Origin of the sequence: Peribacillus sp. NPDC097197 (assembly GCF_050278025.1) — a bacterium.
In the GTDB taxonomy this organism is placed as follows: domain Bacteria; phylum Bacillota; class Bacilli; order Bacillales; family DSM-1321; genus Peribacillus.
On the sequence record NZ_JBNNST010000004.1, the window covers coordinates 271,554 to 289,844 of the forward strand.

The window sequence follows — 18,291 nt, forward strand, 5'->3', positions numbered from 1 at the left end:
CCTTTTAGTAGGAAGCTCTCCATTTTCATCTCATTGATTATTCATAGATAATCCGGTCCACCGTTTCCCGGTCGAGGCGTTTGATCACTTCAACTATGAGTTTGACGGCATTCTCATAATCGTCACGGTGTAACATCGCAGCATGGGAATGAATATAGCGCGTCGCAATCGTAATGGCTAATGCGGGTACACCATTTGCGGTTAGGTGAATGGAACCGGCATCCGTTCCACCGCCTGGAATCGATTCATATTGATAAGGAATGTTCATTTCATCAGCTGTATTCGTAACGAAATCCCGTAATCCTTTATGGGCCACCATCGATGCATCATAAATGACAATTTGCGGGCCATTCCCCATTTTACTCATCGCTTCTTTATCACTTACACCAGGTGTATCCCCTGCAATCCCTACATCAACGGCAAAACCGATATCCGGCTGGATCTTGAATGTCGATGTTTTAGATCCACGCAGGCCCACTTCTTCTTGGACTGCTCCAATTCCATACACTACATTCGGATGTTCACTATCTTTCAATTGTTTCAGAACATCGATCGCGATGGCGCAACCAATTCGGTTGTCCCAAGCTTTGGCAAGAAGCATCTTATCATTATTCATGACCGTGAATTCGAAATAAGGCACCACCATGTCTCCTGGCTTGATTCCCCACCCCTGTGCTTCTTCCTTACTGGTCGCTCCGATATCAATGAACATATCCTTTATCTCAACCGGCTTCTTCCTCGCTTCCGCCGTTAAGATATGCGGCGGTTTTGACCCGATGATGCCTGTCACATCGCCTTTGCTCGTCACGATCGTCACACGCTGTGCAAGCATGACCTGTGACCACCATCCCCCTACCGGCTGGAAACGTAAAAATCCTTTATCGTCGATTCGTGTAATCATGAAACCGACCTCATCCAAATGGCCCGTCACGACAATCTTCGGCCCATTTTCCTCACCTGTTTTCTTAGCAATCAAACTACCCAATCCATCCGTGGAAATTTCATCCGCATATGGAGTTATGTATTCAGTCATGACCTTTCTTACTTCACTTTCATTCCCGGCAATCCCTTTTGCATCCGTTAAGTCTTTCAACATCTTAAGCGTTCCATCTAATTGAACCATTCCCGTTCCTCCTCATTCATACACTTCAACTTTCATTATACAAAATATGGGTATAACCCACAATTAATAGCCATTCTTCTGCCGTTCATAATTCACTTCATTCTTACTGACATACGCGGCCTCTACATCCACCGCAGAAAAGCCAAGCATCTCCCCTAAGCGTAAGTACTCGGTAAATACCGCTTGAAAGGCAGGCTCCTCCTGCTGTACACGAAACTCATTGATGGATCCATAAATCTTTATAAATTGCGCAGTTACATCCTCCCCTTTCAGATGGGAAGCTGATTCCACTTTGGGCATAAACCCTTTTTCAATGCCAAGTGACAGAATAAAATGTATGCCATCGACATATTCAGCTAAAACCGTATCCTTATCCGAAGGGCCTTTAAGACTCCAAAACTTAAAACATCTTGTTTCGTTCGCCAGCTCGCCAAGCTCTACTAATAGAGCCAGAATCTTTCTCTCAACAAGATCCTCATTATGTAATGCATGTTTCTTCTCAATATGTTTATCCAAGGCAGCCTGCATGTCCATCAATTTTTCGATATTCATTTCATCACTACTTTCATCAGTCATGCTTAAATTATATCAAATAAATGAAACTTATTAAAAACCTATACGTAAAAGAAAGGAATCACTCTGTTTAGGAGGAAACATGATGGTATTAATACTACGGATCTTGCTTTTGGCTCTTATCATCTTTTTCATATACACGACAATCAAATATTTATTTAATCCGAAACGAAAATTGGAACTTGCACACGAACAGAAAAAGTTCTTTTTGCTCGATGATACATCGAATATCCGCAAGAATTTTTTATTGACCTACAACGGGGTGATGTTTGAAGGGGAAAAATATTTAGGTACGACCGAACGTTCCTTTGAGGTGATCTCCATTTTCATCTGGCCGAAGAAAACTTCCGCTTTGAAAGGCTTAAAGCGTGATGATTTCTTAAAGATTGAAAGAGCCATAAAAAAACAATATCCAGATGCCATGATTGACTGGAAAAGTCCGGTTAAGGAGTTTTTGACCGACTAAAATGGCAATGACCTTGAGTGACTTCCACTCAAGGCTTTTATTTTTCATGCGATTGAAAAAATTCTTTCCATGGCACGACCGTCTGCTTTTCCCTCAATAAGTACAGCAATAAGGTAAGCGATAATAAAATGATGATGATGAGTGTCGGGCTGAAATCCGCAATATAATGACCGAAAACCGTATAGACGAAGGCAACGGGGATATTTGTCATGAAGGATAAATAAAAGTAGTTCTTTAATCCTTTATTCGATTCCAAAAGACAGAGGGATAATAAATAGTAATGGATGAACGGAATGAGCCGCAATACCGCAATTTGACGGCTGTTAAGTTTCCGATTTCCGAATAGCTTATTTTTAAGACGAAACAGTTTTTCCTGCATTTTAGGAAACTTTTCAATGACGAAATAAAAAATCATATTAGCAAGGGTCAGACCGATGATGGAGTAGATGGTTCCAAAAGCTGCCCCAAATAAAATGCCCCCTGAAATGCAAACGACTATCACAGGTATGAATAAAAACTGTCGTAACAAATGGAAAGTGATGAAAATTAATGGTGCAAACACACTGCCGGATTGAACGTAACCCATTAAAAGTGTCAGTTTTTCATCCATGTTCTCCCTCCAGCTAATTCTTGCTGCTTCTACAAGCATATACGCAATTTCAGTAACATATGACTAACGAATGATGTTGGTGAGTAATAGCACAATCTGGATAACCATTAAACCAGGTAGCCCCCATTTAAAAGTGAAATGCTTCGTTTTATGGCGGAAATGACGCATCCCCATGAATGCTCCCGTTCCCCCGCCAATGATGGCCCAGGTCCAGAGTGTCTTTTCACTGATCCGGTATTCCCTCTTCCGTGCCTTCTTTTTATCGATGCCCATCAACACAAACCCGATGATGTTGACCATGATGAAATAGGCAAGAACGAACCATATCGCTTCCATCTTCTTTCCCTCCTTGCATATAAAAAGCCGCCCTCTTAAAAAAGAGAGCGGCTTATATCAGTCAGACTTATTTGTCTAATTGTTGTTTAGCAGCAGTTGCTAATTGAGCAAAAGCTTGTTCGTCAGCTACAGCAAGATCAGCAAGCATCTTACGGTTCACTTCGATACCAGCTAGCTTTAAGCCATGCATTAAACGGCTATAAGATAGTCCGTTGATGCGAGCAGCTGCGTTGATACGAGTGATCCAAAGTTTGCGGAAATCACGTTTTTTCTGACGACGGTCACGGAAAGCATAGTTTCCTGACTTCATTACTTGTTGGTTAGCTACTTTGAAAAGAATATGTTTCGAGCCATAGTAACCTTTAGCTAATTTTATAACCTTTTTACGACGTTTGCGAGTAACAGTACCGCCTTTTACACGTGGCATGTTATTTCCCTCCTATTTAACTCGATAAATCGAACTTATTTAATGTTATCTAACATATGACGAATACGTTTGAAGTCACCTTTGCTTACAAGGCTAGCTTTGCGAAGCTTACGCTTTTGCTTAGTAGATTTGTTAGCAAATAAATGGCTTGTGTAAGCGTTAGAACGCTTAAGTTTACCGGATCCAGTTTTTTTGAAACGTTTAGCTGAACCGCGGTGAGTTTTCATTTTAGGCATAAGGTATTCCTCCTCATTACAAAATACTTAATAATTACTTTTCGGCTTTTGGTGCTAAAATAATGAACATGCTGCGTCCATCCATTTTTGGATGTTGCTCGATTGTAGCCACTTCTTTACATGCATCTGCAAAACGAACCAATACGCGTTGACCGATTTCCTTATGCGTGATAGCACGACCTTTGAATCGGATAGAAGCTTTTACTTTATCGCCTTTTTCAAGGAATTTGATTCCGTTGCGAAGTTTCGTATTGAAATCATGTTCTTCAATCGTCGGGCTCAAGCGAACCTCTTTCAGACTGATGACCTTTTGATTCTTACGAGCTTCCTTGTCTTTCTTTTGCTGCTCGAAGCGGTGTTTTCCGTAGTCCATAATCCGGGCTACCGGAGGCTTTGCATTTGCAGCAACTAAAACTAGATCAAGATTTACACGAGCGGCTATTTCCATTGCCTCGAATTTCGTTTTAATTCCAAGTTGTTCTCCGTTTTGGTCAATAAGACGAACTTCACGGGCTCGGATGCCCTCGTTTACCATCGCGTCTTTACTAATAGTTAGCCACCTCCAAAGATATTGGCGAATACGAACGTTTGAATCAATTAGGTCACGCTCACAACTCGCTTACAGGATATAATAAAATAAAAAAAGTGTGGATGCATGCAGCACCCACACTGATAGACTAATTTAGAAAGATCCAAATAATCAAATCATGACCTGTTAACTGCATTGCTTGCGTCAACCAGGTGAGAAGCGGGTGCCTCTTCTTTCCTCAAACCGTATTCAATTCACTTTAGAAATATATCATAAACACTGATGACTTGTCAAATACTTAATTCGTTTTAATTCGTTCGTTTTTCACAACAGAATTAATCTTATCAAACATTAGGAGATTTGACAATACATTTTCCTAAAGTATTTTGAATAAATAACATTCACCATCATACGACCACGTCAAAATGGGAGTGCTTCACTACATCCTCGAATTCATAAACCCATCTTTTGATTCACCGATGCTCAGGCCTACCATAGCCTGTCACTCCATTTCCTGCATGATCATCACCTGTTAGGATTTTCTTTTGCCTTTTTCTTTTTCTCAATCGAATCCCACGAAAATAGAGCGATCCAAAACAGCAGGACTGGGAAAATGGCATATTGTCGGTAATCATCCAACATCAATAAAACGATGACTAACAAAAAAGCCGGTGCAAATAAATAGGAAAATTTCTTTTTCATGATGTCACTCCTTATTCTTCGTTGTCTTTATCATGCCTTAATTAAAAGGGAGACACAACAATATGTGCCTCCCTTTTTTTGTTAACGACTCACTTCTGCTTTAATGGCTGAAACGAAGTCTTCGAAAGATACCGTTTCGGATTTTTGTTCGCCGTATTTACGGACGTTTACACTGCCTTCGTTTACTTCATTATCACCAACGACAAGCATGTAAGGGATTTTTTGCATTTGTGCTTCACGGATTTTGTACCCGATTTTCTCATCACGAGTGTCCAAATTAACACGGATGCCTGCTGCCTTCAGTTTATCTTGGATTTCTTTTGCATATTCAAGATGCACTTCAGGTGAGACTGGAATCACTTGTGCTTGGATTGGGGATAACCAAGTTGGGAAAGCCCCTTTGTATTCTTCGATCAAGTAAGCGACAAAGCGTTCCATGGTAGAAACTACGCCACGGTGGATAACGACCGGACGGTGATGTTTACCATCTTCACCGACATAGTTTAAGTCAAAACGTTCAGGAAGCAAGAAATCAAGCTGAACAGTCGATAATGTTTCGTCTTTTCCTAAAGCCGTCCGCACTTGGACGTCCAGTTTCGGACCGTAAAATGCCGCTTCGTCTTCCGCTTCGAAGTAATCAAGGCCAAGCTCGTCCATCGCGCCTTTTAACATGCTTTGCGCTTTTTCCCACATTGCATCATCGTCGAAGTATTTCTCAGTATTGTTTGGATCGCGGTAAGATAAACGGAATGAATAATCCTTGATATCGAAATCCTTATAGACTTCTAAAATCAGGTTCACGACACGTTTTAATTCATCTTTGATTTGATCCGGACGGACGAAAATATGAGCATCATTCAATGTCATTCCACGTACGCGCTGCAATCCTGACAATGCGCCTGACATTTCATAGCGGTGCATCATGCCAAGTTCAGCAATCCTGATCGGAAGTTCCCGGTAGCTATGGATGCTGTTTTTATACACCATCATATGATGTGGGCAGTTCATCGGACGAAGAACAAGCTGTTCATTATCCATGTCCATCGCTGGGAACATTCCGTCTTGATAGTGGTCCCAGTGTCCAGATGTTTTGTAAAGGTCGACACTACCCATAACAGGTGTGTATACGTGGTCATATCCCAGGCGTTCTTCCTTGTCCACAATATAACGCTCAATCGTACGGCGGATTGTTGCACCTTTTGGCAGCCACATAGGCAGCCCTTGGCCGACTTTTTGTGAAGTCATGAACAGATCCAATTCTTTACCGATTTTACGGTGATCACGCTCTTTTGCTTCCTCTAAGAAACGTAGGTGGTCAGCCAGGTCTTCTTTTTTGAAGAAAGCCGTACCATAAATACGTTGCAACATTTTGTTCTTGCTATCGCCTCTCCAATAGGCCCCTGCAATGCTTAACAGCTTGAATTCTTTGATTTTTCCAGTGGAAGGTACATGAATTCCCCGGCAAAGGTCAAAAAACTCACCTTGTTCATAAATCGTTACTTGCTGTTCAGCTGGAATCGCATCGATCAATTCCAATTTATATTCGTCGCCAATCTCTTTAAAACGGGAAATGGCTTCATCACGGGTTACTTCAATACGTGAGATTTCCAGGTTTTCATTGACGATCTTCTTCATTTCTTTTTCAATCGCTGAAAGGTCATCAGGAGTCAATGATTCCTCAAGATCGATATCGTAATAAAAACCGCCCTCGATGACTGGGCCGACACCGAATTTAGCGTTTTTATAGAGACGTTTGATGGCTTGTGCCATTAAATGGGCGGTACTGTGGCGAAGAACTTCAAGTGCTTCCGCAGCATCTTGTGTAACGATTTCAATGGTACCGTCTTCTTCGATTGGACGTTTCAAATCATATAGTTCACCATTGAATTTACCTGCAATGGATTTTTTTCTTAGTCCTGGGCTGATGGATGCTGCGATGTCTTCAGTTGTTGTGCCTTTAGCAAACTCCTTCACCGCTCCATCAGGAAAAGATATTTTCAGTTGTTCTGACATTGTAGCTTCACTCCTTCTTTTAGTTACCATCCGTTTCAAGTTTCAGGGGGATACCAAGCAATTGCGCGGATTAAAACACAAAAAAGCCCGCCCCTGTATAAAAACAGGGACGAGCTTAGTAATTAAATTAACCCGCGGTTCCACCCTCGTTCCACTCTGCTTTTCACGGCAAAGTGACACTTGTAACTAGATAACGGCAGCTTCCCGTCAGCTCATAGTCGCAAAAAAATTGCTTTCCGAACCGAAGTTTAAAGGTGGTAAGTGTTCTATGCTAATAGGAAGCTTACAGCCTGCTGGCTTCCCTCTCTGTAAATTGGCGACTAGAATACCCGTGTCCTCATCATAACTTTTTGTTTTTAATAGTATGTAGGAAATTATAATTCGTTATGCATTGAAAATCAAGGTTAAAATTAGGTTTTACCCAAAATCCCCAAGATAATCATTCAGTGGCCTGCTTAAAGGCTGAAAGCGGCAGGACGGTCGCCCTTTCCTCGAAGATTCGTGTCATCGTTTGAATCAGGCCTTCCTCCTTATTATCCGTATAAATATATAAGCTAGCCGGTGCGATGGATAAGAGTGGTGCCCAAAGGACCGTATCAAGAAAGAATGAAATATCGGCCAGCAACTTCCTGTCAATCATGCTTGTCAGTTTTCGGCGATCCATCCTGCCGAGCTCATGATCATAGAATTGAAACCCGTCATGATTGACAAGGTGAAGCCTTGGTACCTTCGATTCCTGTTCATGCAGGCAATCCCTGAGCATCGCAATGAAATTTTGGTAATCCTGCTCGAGCTTATATTCATCGATGGCCCGAACTGCATACTTTTCCAACGCATGCTGAAAAGACCTTAACCGAAAGGTAGTGAACGAATCGAATGAAAAAGACACCTTTCCCGCCAATATACTCTGAAGGCCTTCTTCGATCAATTGCTTTTCCCTACTGAATAAACTGCCTCCACATTCGGTGTTTTCCGCTTCAATGATGGAAGAAGCTATCTCGATGATGGCATCGATTTCTTCTTGTTCTCGATAGAAAAATTTGCCGATGATGATTTGTTTAAGAACAGGAAGCGTTTTTTCTTCAAGTAAAAAGGAATGAAATGTTTCACTGAGCAGTGTCAGCCATTTATCGGTTTTTAGTTTGGACATATCGATAACGAGACCTTGTTGTGGGGAAAATTCAATATATGGTTGAACTTCTGTCCCCAAAGGATGGACAGAAACGAAATTCAGCAGTTTTAAAGCTTCCGAATCATTTTGGAACGTAATTTGCACTACGACATCCCCCCTTCCCCCTTGCTTTACTTTTTTCATGTATATGGGAATAGGGGCTTATTTAGAAGTAAGATGGTGTGAAAGGGCAAAAAAAAGCAGCCTCTTTGTAGAGACCACCTTCCTTTACCTTCTGCGATTGATACCATCAAGCTTTACAGGTTCCGCTAAATATTGAATCCTCTCCAATACCCTTGCCGCTTTCACTTCTTCTTTCTCACCGCGTTGGGAATAAGTCAAGTGATTCTCCAGACCCTTCATATCAAAATTGGAAGTGAAAAACGTCGGTAAATTTTCAAGCATTCTAAATTGCAGGATGGGCCCTATGACTTCATCCCGTCCCCAGCTTGTCATCGATTCTGCCCCAATATCATCAAGCATCAGGACAGGCGCCGTTTTGACCATCTCTATTTTCTCGTTGACGGTATTATCACCGATTGAACCTTTCAGTTCCCGTAAATAATCAGGAACATAGACGATCATCGAAGAGATTTGCCTTTGCGCAAGTTCATTGGCGATCGCACCCAATAAATACGTCTTACCAACGCCAAACTTTCCGTATATATACAATCCCTTTTGACGTTTGCCAGGCTCATATTCCATGATGAACGATATCGCTTTTCCTAGGACGCCTAACCGTTTATTTTCATCGTCCGTTTGTGAAAAGTCTTCAATCGTTGCCTTCAATATATCCTTGGGAACGTATAGACTGCGAATGAGCCTCTCCCGTTTCCGCTTCTCATCCTCTGCCAATTTCCTCGGACAGATTTCATAATTCAAATTAAGGGCCTTCCCTTGAACAACGAGCTTTGGATAATACCCATGCATCATATTGATGCACCCATCCAGGCTTGGACATCTATCACACTTGTTGCTCTGAGAAATGAATTCGTAAAGCTTACCTAAATTCTTATCGATCATTTCCTCTGTGACCGTTGAGCTATTGGCATTCAGAAAAAGACGTACCTGTTCATTTTCAAAGATTTCCTGCTTCAACTGTTCATACCGTTTCTGGAAATCACCCGTATTGGCCAGTTTATTAAGCGATCTATTAATCTTTTCCATCGTTTATTTCACCTCCAGCTTTCCACTGCTTCCACTTCTCTTGAAGCTCACGTTTTTGTTCACTCAGTTCAGGCTGTTCCGCTTTCTGTTCAGGCTGTTTCTCCTCGTCCTGTTCAAGCCAGTCCGGAACCACTTCTTCTCTGATCGATTTTTTCCGGCCGCCTTTGGCAACGTTCTTGCTTCCTTGTGCCCACTCTTGGTATTTCCGGTGTTCATTTTTAGCCAGTTCCATCGCTTCTATGACTGTGGAAACTTTCAATCGTGCCCAATGACCTGCCAGTTTTTCCACATATCCCTTTGTGAATTTCATGTCTGTCTTAAGCATAACGTATTCGATTAAAACATTCACGACTCCAGGATTCAGCTTCTGATTGATCATTACACCTTCCACCACTTTTAAATCACCACTGGTCGGTTCCGCTCCTCCGGATAATTGCATGAGCCGATCACGCGGGGAAGTAGTCTCCAAATGGCGAATAAGCTCTTGCTCCTGTGTTTTCGGTTCATCCTTTTGCGTCCGTTCCCGTATAGGCTGTACACGATTGATCAAGGAAGGCATGTCGGCCTGGCGTTCAATTTGGTACCAGTCCCTTGCCGCTTTCCGAAGCAGCTCTTCATCGATCTCATCGTCCAGCGTTACGGCATCCATTACTAGTTTTTGCATTTCAAGCGGATTGATGCCATATAAAAAAGCTAGTTTGGCGATGGTATTTCTAATTTTAGGCGTAAAGGCCTTCTTGGGTACAATCGAGCTCTTCATCCCAGCGAACAAAAGATCAAAATCAAACAGGCCATCGAACCCCGAAGGCTCGACACCGTCAGATTGATCGATAAATTGCTGTTTAGGCAATGGGTTCCATTCGTTTTTGGCTTCATCCGTAACATAGAGGGAATCTAGATGATCTGATGAAAAAACCTCTGCAAAGGATTTCGTCACATATTCAAACTGGTCCGTTGCAATCGTGTCCACACAAAAGAATCTCTTCAGCCGGTTGAATTGGACTTTTCCTATTTTTTTATATAAATAGATATTCAGCATGCCATCCGTGAAAAACTGCTGCGGGGATAGGGGCGGATTCAATTCATAGATGAATTCCTTCGTATCCCCTTTCGATTTCTTGTACACATTCAGCAATCCGATTCCTTCAAGTAAAAGACGTGCTTCATATATATCGCCTAATTTCAGGCCCATGGTATTCATCAATTGATAATGGGAGGAAGCCTCCGACCAAAGCCGGTTCTCCTCCAATTCGCTCCATAACGTCATGTATAGGCTAATACAGATCGGTCCAATAAGAGGTTGGTACAGCCGTGTCAGTATTTTCCGATCATAATCATGAAGTAGCCCCGCAGAGGACACCATGTACGAATCCGCGGGGAGCAGTTCCTGCCAATGCATTGACATCTTCATTCAAACCTTTCAAAAGATATAGTGAAAAAAGAGCCAAAGTAAATCTTCAGCTCTACTTTCTTTCTTTATTTATTAAATCTTTCAGTTCATCGATAAATACATTAATATCTTTAAATTGTCGGTATACGGAGGCAAATCTCACATAGGCCACTTCATCAACTTCAGCCAGTTGGTCCATCACCATTTCACCGACACTGTCACTTTTCACTTCCGAAATACCCTGATTGCGCAATTCCTTTTCTACATAACTCGTGATTTGTTCTAGTTCCTTCAATGGAACCGGACGCTTTTCACAAGCCCTGATTAGTCCACGCAGGATTTTATCACGGCTAAACTCTTCCCGAGTCCCGCCCTTTTTCACGACGATCAACGGCGTCTCCTCGACCTTTTCAAAAGTAGTGAATCGAAACCCGCATGCCTCGCATTCCCGGCGTCGTCGAATCGATTTACTTTCATCGACAGGCCTGGAATCGAGCACTCTCGTTCCGTTATATTGACATGATGGACATTTCATCATTACCAGCTCCGTATTTTAAGTGATACTCCTAATCAAACTTCCCTAAGGAATACTATTTTATCTTAATCTTATATAAAAGGGACAACCAGTACAAGTAAAAAGTGAAACTTCAAGTAAAGGATGTGTGTACTTACTATGTAAATGCCTGTTAATGGAGCTTTTCCATGAGGGAAGAATGGCCATTTCATGGCATTAAAAAAGAGATGCATATATAGCATCTCTTGTTAATCCGTTTATTATAAAGCACCCATTTTAGTTTTTTTCATTTGCACGGGACCAAGTCCACGTGGAAGTTCAATATTCTCGCGCGTTTGTGCATTCAAAGCCTCCGCGATATAATCGGCTGCAATATTAGGATCTAAGTTGCCGCATGTATAAACATCAATGCTGGCATATCCATGTTCCGGAAAGCTATGAATGGTCAGATGTGATTCAGAGATAATGACGACCCCGCTCACTCCTTGTGGAGCAAACTTATGGAATGCCACCTCGCGAACCTCAGCACCCGATTTCAGTGCAGCATCGACGAAGATTCTCTCAATTAAATCAATATTGTTCAGTTTTTCAAAGTCACAACCCCAAAGTTCAGAAATGACATGTCTTCCCATCGTTTCCATCGTGTAAGCTGTTTCCATATTCTGTTCCCCCTTACATAATTAAAAATTCTGAATCCTTAACAACTACCACGGGGGAAAGTTAGTCCAAAGAGGTCCTAACCCTTTAAGTAGCCATTACGCAAACTCCCTTTTTAGGAAGTTCACGATTCATAGTATATAATGTATGGATTTCTTTTGCAACTGCATTTTGCATTTTTGGAAATTTAATCATTAATTGTTAATCTGACAGGACCAAGGAATTAATACCCAAGGTTCCGTAACTTTCCTAAACGTATCCATAAAAATAGCCCGTTAAACATATAACGGGCCATTACTCTTATTTAACTGACATTTGAACTTCAGAAGCCTTCGTCAACTCCGAAGCCACCAATTTTACAAGATCGACTACTCGATTGGAGTAACCCCACTCGTTATCGTACCAAGCCAGAATTTTCACTTTTCTATCACCAATCATCATCGTCGACAGACCATCGATGATGGCTGAATGCGGATTGGTCTTAAAATCACTTGAAACAAGCGGTTCTGTTGTATATTCCATAATTCCTTTAAGCTCATTTTCTGAGGCATCTATGAAAGCCTGATTCACTTCATCAATCGTAACATCACGGTTTAAATCCACAACAAGGTCGACTAAAGAGACGTTCGGAGTCGGTACACGTATGGCCATACCATGAAGTTTGCCCTTCAATTGAGGCAACACCAATGAAAGAGCTTTAGCCGCCCCTGTAGTCGTAGGGATGATGCTTTCTGCAGCCGCACGGGCACGCCTTAAATCCTTGTGCGGGTTATCGATGTTATTTTGGTCATTCGTATAAGAATGGATGGTTGTCATCAAACCATTGTCTATGCCGAACTTTTGATCAAGTACTTTGGCAACCGGTCCAAGGCAATTAGTCGTACACGACGCGTTCGAAATGACGAAATGCTTGTCAATTTCTAACGCTTCCTGATTTACGCCCATCACAATGGTAACGTCTTCATTTTTACCCGGCGCGGAAAGGATGACCCTTTTTGCCCCTGCTTCTAAGTGCATGGCGGCTTTAGAACGCTCATTGAATTTACCCGTAGCTTCAATTACAATATCTATATCCATCTCTTTCCAAGGCAATAGCTTTGGATCGCGATTATTTATCAGTTGTACACGTCGTCCATTCACTACAAGAGAATCATTTTCGGCAACGATTATGCCGTCAAACTTCCCATGAATTGTATCATACTTCAATAAATGGGCTAACGTTTCAGCGGGATAGCTTGCATTAATGGCAACGATGTCCAGACTCTCATCTACTATTGCCTTACGGAAAACCATTCTTCCAATTCTTCCAAATCCGTTAATCGCTATTCTTGAATTCATTTATCGGACCCTCCTGAATATATTAATGTTATACTTAATACCCTTCATATGTAATTAGTATAACACATTACTCTTGAAATGTGTTAATAAAAAAGCGGATTTCTTCCTTTTTCAAAACAAAAAGGAAGAAACCGTTAAAGTCCCTTCCTTTTCCACTCTATAGGATCTCCCATTTCTTAAGTATTTCAACAACCTGCTTTTTGGTTTCTTCTATATCGCCATTATTATCGACGATGGCATCCGCTAGTTCCTTTTTATCTTTCAAGGGCATTTGCGAATGGATTCTCGCTAAAGCGTCGGTTTCCGTCAACGCATTCCGGTTCATTAATCGCTCTAGTTGAACCGATTCATCCACGTATACCAAAAGTGTCCTTTCCACCATGAACGTCAGCTTGCTTTCGAACAGGAGTGGAATATCCATGAATACCGTTTCCGCTCCAGCAGCAAGGGCCTTTTCCGTTTCTTGGCGCATCCAATTTCTCACGGCAGGATGTACGATACGATTTAAAAGCAACCTTTTTTCTTGATCGTGAAATATGATCGAGCCTAACTTTGCCCGGTCGATCCTTCCATCAGACAATAAAAGATCTTCCCCGAAAGCCTTCACCACTTGTAGGTAGGCCTCTTCCCCAGGTTCCACGACTGCACGGGAAGCCACATCCGCATCCACTATCACGAAACCCAATTCTCTTAAATACTGACTGACACTACTTTTCCCACTGGCAATTCCACCAGTGATCCCGATGATTTGTCCCATAAGCTCCCCCTTTTCCCCGTTCTTTATAACTTGAATAATCCGATTAAAATCAGTAATACCCCCGGAAGAAAGGTCAGATGCTGCACGATTTTATTATTGGAAAGCAATTTACCGGATTGAAGTCCGCTCCCGATAAAGATGAAGCTCATCACGGCAATGCAAAGTGCAAGAATGATTGGGGAAATCCCCATCATGGCAGCTCCCACTCCGGCACCGAAGGCATCTAGCGATAACGCGAAGCCCAGTACAAGCGCCTCGATACCAGTAATCGTCCCTGATCTATCAAAATCGGCATTCATTGGTTTTTGTAAGATATTGATAGCCACTCCAAGTGATTTAATTTCAAAATTGAAGATGATTTTTTCGTGATATCGTTCATCATTCGTTTCCTTCTCGGGCCTAAAATATTGGTACACCATCCACGACCCCAAAAGTACGAGGATAATGCCCCCTGTTTTTTCTGCGGCCCCGACAGAGATAAGCTGACTGATGAATTCACCGATGACCATCGCAATACCCAAACTCATTGCCGAACAGACCGATACGACAGCAATGGATTTCAAGGGTATTTTCACCTTGCGCATACCGAATGTCATGCCCACACCGAAACCGTCAATACTTACTGCAAAAGCAAGAAAAATAATTTGTAGCCACATCGGAATGAATGCTCCTTCCCATCTAGTTGCTACCCCAGTATATGGAAAGAGCCCATCCGATGTGTTTTCTCGAATGATTACTTATTTGGCTGGCAAGTCGGGCATATATGTGTGCCCCGTCCTGCGACGACTAGCTTTTCTAACGGGGTACCGCAAATTTTGCAGTTTTCCCCTTTGCGTCCGTATACATTCAGTTCCAACTGAAACATGCCGATTTGACCTTGTGAGTTGACGTATGAACGTATCGTGCTCCCGCCTTTTTCCACCGCTTCGCTCAAAGTGGCGATGATTTCGGCATGCAGTTTTTGAATTTCTTCCAGTGTGAGGGTGGAAGCCACTCGTTCCGGATGAATGCCTGAACGGAATAAGGATTCGTCCACATATATATTACCGATCCCGACCACGACGGTTTGGTCGAGTAGAACAGGTTTGATCTTCCTGCTCGTTTTCGCAAGTTTTGCACGAAGTCCCTCGACGGTGAACTCTTCCGATAGTGGTTCAGGACCTAAATGCAACAGAGGCATTTGCACCATTTCTTCTCCTTTACGAAATAAATGCATCGTTCCAAATTTGCGGACATCCCGATACCTAAGCTCACTGCCATCCGTGAAGGTGAAGATGACATGGGTATGCTTATCGTAAGGTTCCTCTTTCGAATGGACCCCGTATTTCCCTTCCATCCTTAAATGGGAGACCATCGCATAGTCGTCCATGTTGAAAATGAGGAACTTGCCCCGACGGCCAATGCTGTGGATCGTCTGACCCCTTAATGCATCTTGAAACTGTTCAACTGGCTCAGGTGCCTTTATGATTTTGGGCCAGAAGACGGAAACCTCCAGGATTTCCTTTCCTAAAACAAGCTGTTCCAATGTTCTTCTGACGGTTTCCACTTCAGGAAGTTCTGGCATTATAATCACCTATCTTCATTTATTTAGCATCGAACCATGTTGGTCCATATGCATAATCCACTTTGAGTGGAACGTTCAATTCAATCGCATTTTCCATTTCTTCCGGTACGATTTTCATCAGGATCTCGAGCTCCTCCGGTGGTGTTTCGAAAATCAATTCATCATGAACCTGCAGAAGCATCCTCGTTTTAAGCCCTTCTTTTTTCAGGCGTTCGTTCATATTGATCATCGCTAGTTTAATGACATCTGCGGCACTTCCCTGAATTGGGGTATTCATCGCTGTCCTTTCAGCAAAACTTCTGATATTGAAATTACGGCTCGTGATTTCGGGAATGTAGCGCCTTCTTTGCAGTAATGTTGTACTGTATCCGTTCTTACGTGCTTCATGAATGCTTTCTTCCATATAATCCTGCACACCAGGGAAGCTTTTGAAGTACCTCTCGATGAACTCCCCAGCTTCCTTACGTGTTATCCCAAGACTTTGAGAAAGTCCATAGTCACTTATTCCATAAACGATTCCGAAGTTTACGGCTTTAGCGTGTCTACGCATATTTGATGTGACTTCCTCGGAAGGCACATGGAATACATCCATTGCCGTCCTTGTATGAATATCCATCCCGGCCCTGAACGCTTCAACCAATCCACTGTCATTGGCGATATGCGCCAATACGCGGAGCTCGATTTGCGAATAGTCGGCTGCGAAGATAATCCAATCCTTTTCGGAAGGAATGAATGCCTGTCTGATTTTCCGACCTTCCTCTAGACGAATCGGGATATTTTGCAAGTTAGGGTCCGTTGAACTAAGGCGGCCCGTTTGGGTCAACGCCTGATTGAATCGGGTATGCACCTTATCCGTTTCCTGGTTCACCACTTTGAGCAAGCCCTCGATATAAGTCGATTGCAACTTGCCCAATTGCCGGTACAACAGGATTTCCTTTACGATATCATGCTGGCTTTCCAGTTTTTCCAGTACATCCGCTGACGTGGAGTAGCCCGTTTTCGTCTTTTTGTACACGGGGAGCTCCAATTTTTCAAATAAGATTACCCCGAGCTGTTTCGGGGAATTGATATTGAAGGCTTCCCCGGCCAAATCGAAAATTCGTTCCTCAATGCTTCTTAAGCGGACAGCCAATTCCTGTCCCATCTTTTTCAGCCTTCCGATGTCCACCTTTACGCCCTGCCACTCCATATTTGCTAGGATGATGGACAATGGCAGCTCAAGGTCCGTTAACAAATCGTATTGTTCGAACTCACGCAACTTTTCGATCATCGGTTCCTTCAATGCAAAAATGCCCTTCGCTTTTCTGGCAATATGCTCACTAAGTTCTGCATCTCCAGGTATCTTCCTCTTTGCCCCTTTTCCATAAAAGACATCATCGCTCTCTAGCCGCACAAGCCCTTGCGTTTTCGTGATTTCCGCCACTTCATCTACAGACTCTCCGGGATCCAAGATATAGGAAGCTAGAAATACATCAAAATCAATGCCTTTTATATCGATTCCACGGTGGCGCAGAAGTACAACCGTACGCTTCGCATCAAAGACCGTTTTCTTTTTAGTATCATCCTCCGCCCATGTTTTGAATACTTCAGATGTCAGTACGGTTTCCCCCGGGAAATAAAAATTCCCATATTCATTACTGATGGAGATACCCAGGATTTCTGCACGATGGTAGTTATCCTCAAGAATTTCAATGTATAGGGCATTCTCATCGGCAAGCATATCCATTGTCAATTCTGAACCCGTCTGAACATGGATGTCTTCCTGTTCTAGCGGTTCCCGTCCTGATACGTCCAGTTTTTCCAGAAGAGTCGAGAAACCTAACTCTTTATAAAAGTCAATGACCTTTTCCTGATCCATTCCGTTATATTCCGTTTCGTCCACACCCACTTCAATGGGAGCTTCTCGTGTGATTGTCGCAAGCTCCTTACTTAGTAGCGCAAGGTCTTTATGCTCCTCGATCTTTTCTTTTAACTTCTGTCCGCTAACCTCATCAATCGATTGCAGCAGGTTTTCGACCGTTTCGAATTGATGCAGCAATTTAAGTGCCGTTTTCTCGCCCACACCGGGGATGCCTGGGATATTATCGGATGCATCGCCCATCAATCCTTTAAGATCAATGATTTGTACGGGGGAAAGGCCATACTTTTCATGGATATGCTTCGGTGTATACTCCTCTATTTCAGTGATGCCCTTCTTCGTAATCGAGACGGTCGTGTTTGGCGAAGCTAATTGTGTTAAATCCTTATCCCCGGAAATGACCTTCACCTCGAACCCATCTTTCTCGGCCTGAAGGGAAAGCGTTCCGATAATATCGTCCGCTTCATAATTTTCCAGTTCATACCGTTTTATTTGAAAGCAATCAAGCAGCTCCCTTATGAAGGGGAACTGTTCAGATAGTTCCGGTGGCGTTTTCTGACGGCCACCCTTGTATTCCTTAAAGGACGCATGTCTAAACGTCGTTTTGCCGGCATCAAAGGCCACGAGTATATGGGTCGGCTTTTCTTCCTCCAGAATGCGATTGAGCATCATGGTGAAGCCATATACAGAATTCGTATGGACCCCTTTGTCGTTATTCAATAGCGGAAGCGCAAAAAATGCGCGGTAAGCTATGCTATTTCCATCTATAAGTACTAACTTTTTATTCAAAATTGTCTTCCTCCAGTCACACCCGTTTTATGTAGGTCGGCTTCTATTAATCACACAAAAAAACCGTTCAT

The 18,291-nt window shown here is 42.6% G+C and carries 20 protein-coding genes and 1 other annotated feature; of the genes, 1 reads left to right on the forward strand and 19 read right to left on the reverse strand.

What is annotated here, in order from left to right; translation table 11 throughout:
* Positions 1-37: 37 nt before the first annotated feature.
* Both ACQKL6_RS07965 and ACQKL6_RS07970 read right to left on the reverse strand, forming a co-directional pair.
* Positions 38-1,123 (reverse strand): M42 family metallopeptidase, encoded by a 1,086-nt coding sequence (locus ACQKL6_RS07965; protein ID WP_402874454.1) that lies wholly within the window; start codon positions 1,121-1,123, stop codon positions 38-40.
* Between the two features lie 63 nt (positions 1,124-1,186).
* The gene (locus ACQKL6_RS07970) at positions 1,187-1,675 is read right to left on the reverse strand and encodes a dUTP diphosphatase (protein WP_402957700.1); all 489 of its coding nucleotides are present in this window, start codon (positions 1,673-1,675) and stop codon (positions 1,187-1,189) included.
* Between the two features lie 106 nt (positions 1,676-1,781).
* On the opposite strand from ACQKL6_RS07970, the gene ACQKL6_RS07975 reads away from it, so the two are divergent.
* The gene (locus tag ACQKL6_RS07975; protein ID WP_402874451.1) at positions 1,782-2,162 is read left to right on the forward strand and encodes a sigma-w pathway protein ysdB; all 381 of its coding nucleotides are present in this window, start codon (positions 1,782-1,784) and stop codon (positions 2,160-2,162) included.
* A gap of 37 nt (positions 2,163-2,199) precedes the next feature.
* Here the strand turns inward: ACQKL6_RS07975 and ACQKL6_RS07980 are convergent, their stop codons facing one another.
* From ACQKL6_RS07980 to polA, 17 genes are all read right to left on the reverse strand, one after another.
* Complete coding sequence (locus ACQKL6_RS07980) at positions 2,200-2,772, reverse strand: TVP38/TMEM64 family protein (protein ID WP_402874448.1); 573 nt, start codon at positions 2,770-2,772, stop codon at positions 2,200-2,202.
* A gap of 63 nt (positions 2,773-2,835) precedes the next feature.
* Positions 2,836-3,108 (reverse strand): DUF1294 domain-containing protein, encoded by a 273-nt coding sequence (locus ACQKL6_RS07985; protein ID WP_427650940.1) that lies wholly within the window; start codon positions 3,106-3,108, stop codon positions 2,836-2,838.
* Positions 3,109-3,175: 67 nt separating this feature from the next.
* Positions 3,176-3,535 carry a 50S ribosomal protein L20 gene (gene rplT, locus ACQKL6_RS07990; protein WP_402874442.1) on the reverse strand — a complete coding sequence of 120 codons (360 nt, stop codon included), beginning with the start codon at positions 3,533-3,535 and terminating at the stop codon, positions 3,176-3,178.
* A gap of 35 nt (positions 3,536-3,570) precedes the next feature.
* Positions 3,571-3,771, reverse strand: a complete 201-nt coding sequence (gene rpmI / locus ACQKL6_RS07995; protein ID WP_034309070.1) for a 50S ribosomal protein L35 — start codon at positions 3,769-3,771, stop codon at positions 3,571-3,573.
* A gap of 34 nt (positions 3,772-3,805) precedes the next feature.
* Positions 3,806-4,306 carry a translation initiation factor IF-3 gene (gene infC / locus ACQKL6_RS08000; RefSeq protein ID WP_402874439.1) on the reverse strand — a complete coding sequence of 167 codons (501 nt, stop codon included), beginning with the start codon at positions 4,304-4,306 and terminating at the stop codon, positions 3,806-3,808.
* A 98-nt stretch (positions 4,307-4,404) separates the two neighbouring features.
* Positions 4,405-4,541: a sequence feature (ribosomal protein L20 leader region), on the reverse strand.
* 284 nt (positions 4,542-4,825) lie between these two features.
* Positions 4,826-5,002 (reverse strand): hypothetical protein, encoded by a 177-nt coding sequence (locus ACQKL6_RS08005; protein WP_402874436.1) that lies wholly within the window; start codon positions 5,000-5,002, stop codon positions 4,826-4,828.
* Between the two features lie 81 nt (positions 5,003-5,083).
* Positions 5,084-7,015, reverse strand: a complete 1,932-nt coding sequence (gene thrS / locus ACQKL6_RS08010; protein ID WP_402874433.1) for a threonine--tRNA ligase — start codon at positions 7,013-7,015, stop codon at positions 5,084-5,086.
* A 439-nt stretch (positions 7,016-7,454) separates the two neighbouring features.
* The gene (ytxC, locus tag ACQKL6_RS08015; protein WP_402874430.1) at positions 7,455-8,291 is read right to left on the reverse strand and encodes a sporulation protein YtxC; all 837 of its coding nucleotides are present in this window, start codon (positions 8,289-8,291) and stop codon (positions 7,455-7,457) included.
* A 123-nt stretch (positions 8,292-8,414) separates the two neighbouring features.
* A complete protein-coding gene (gene dnaI, locus ACQKL6_RS08020) occupies positions 8,415-9,353 on the reverse strand; it encodes a primosomal protein DnaI (protein ID WP_402874427.1) in 939 nt (312 codons plus the stop codon).
* Entirely contained in the window at positions 9,340-10,758 is a 1,419-nt protein-coding gene (locus ACQKL6_RS08025) for a replication initiation and membrane attachment family protein (protein ID WP_402874424.1), read from the reverse strand. The genes dnaI and ACQKL6_RS08025 overlap by 14 nt, the downstream gene beginning before the upstream one ends.
* 58 nt (positions 10,759-10,816) lie before the next feature.
* Positions 10,817-11,278 (reverse strand): transcriptional regulator NrdR, encoded by a 462-nt coding sequence (gene nrdR / locus ACQKL6_RS08030; protein ID WP_402874421.1) that lies wholly within the window; start codon positions 11,276-11,278, stop codon positions 10,817-10,819.
* Between the two features lie 239 nt (positions 11,279-11,517).
* Positions 11,518-11,898, reverse strand: a complete 381-nt coding sequence (speD, locus tag ACQKL6_RS08035; RefSeq protein ID WP_402874640.1) for an adenosylmethionine decarboxylase — start codon at positions 11,896-11,898, stop codon at positions 11,518-11,520.
* A 316-nt stretch (positions 11,899-12,214) separates the two neighbouring features.
* Entirely contained in the window at positions 12,215-13,252 is a 1,038-nt protein-coding gene (locus ACQKL6_RS08040) for a glyceraldehyde-3-phosphate dehydrogenase (RefSeq protein ID WP_427590621.1), read from the reverse strand.
* Positions 13,253-13,409: 157 nt separating this feature from the next.
* On the reverse strand, positions 13,410-14,009 hold the full coding sequence (gene coaE / locus ACQKL6_RS08045) for a dephospho-CoA kinase (protein ID WP_402986579.1): 600 nt from the start codon (positions 14,007-14,009) through the stop codon (positions 13,410-13,412).
* A 23-nt stretch (positions 14,010-14,032) separates the two neighbouring features.
* Positions 14,033-14,665 carry a sporulation membrane protein YtaF gene (ytaF, locus tag ACQKL6_RS08050; protein ID WP_402874414.1) on the reverse strand — a complete coding sequence of 211 codons (633 nt, stop codon included), beginning with the start codon at positions 14,663-14,665 and terminating at the stop codon, positions 14,033-14,035.
* A 77-nt stretch (positions 14,666-14,742) separates the two neighbouring features.
* On the reverse strand, positions 14,743-15,573 hold the full coding sequence (mutM, locus tag ACQKL6_RS08055) for a DNA-formamidopyrimidine glycosylase (protein WP_402874411.1): 831 nt from the start codon (positions 15,571-15,573) through the stop codon (positions 14,743-14,745).
* A 19-nt stretch (positions 15,574-15,592) separates the two neighbouring features.
* Positions 15,593-18,220: a DNA polymerase I gene (gene polA, locus ACQKL6_RS08060; protein ID WP_427650941.1), complete on the reverse strand. Its 2,628-nt coding sequence runs from the start codon at positions 18,218-18,220 to the stop codon at positions 15,593-15,595.
* Positions 18,221-18,291: the final 71 nt, after the last annotated feature.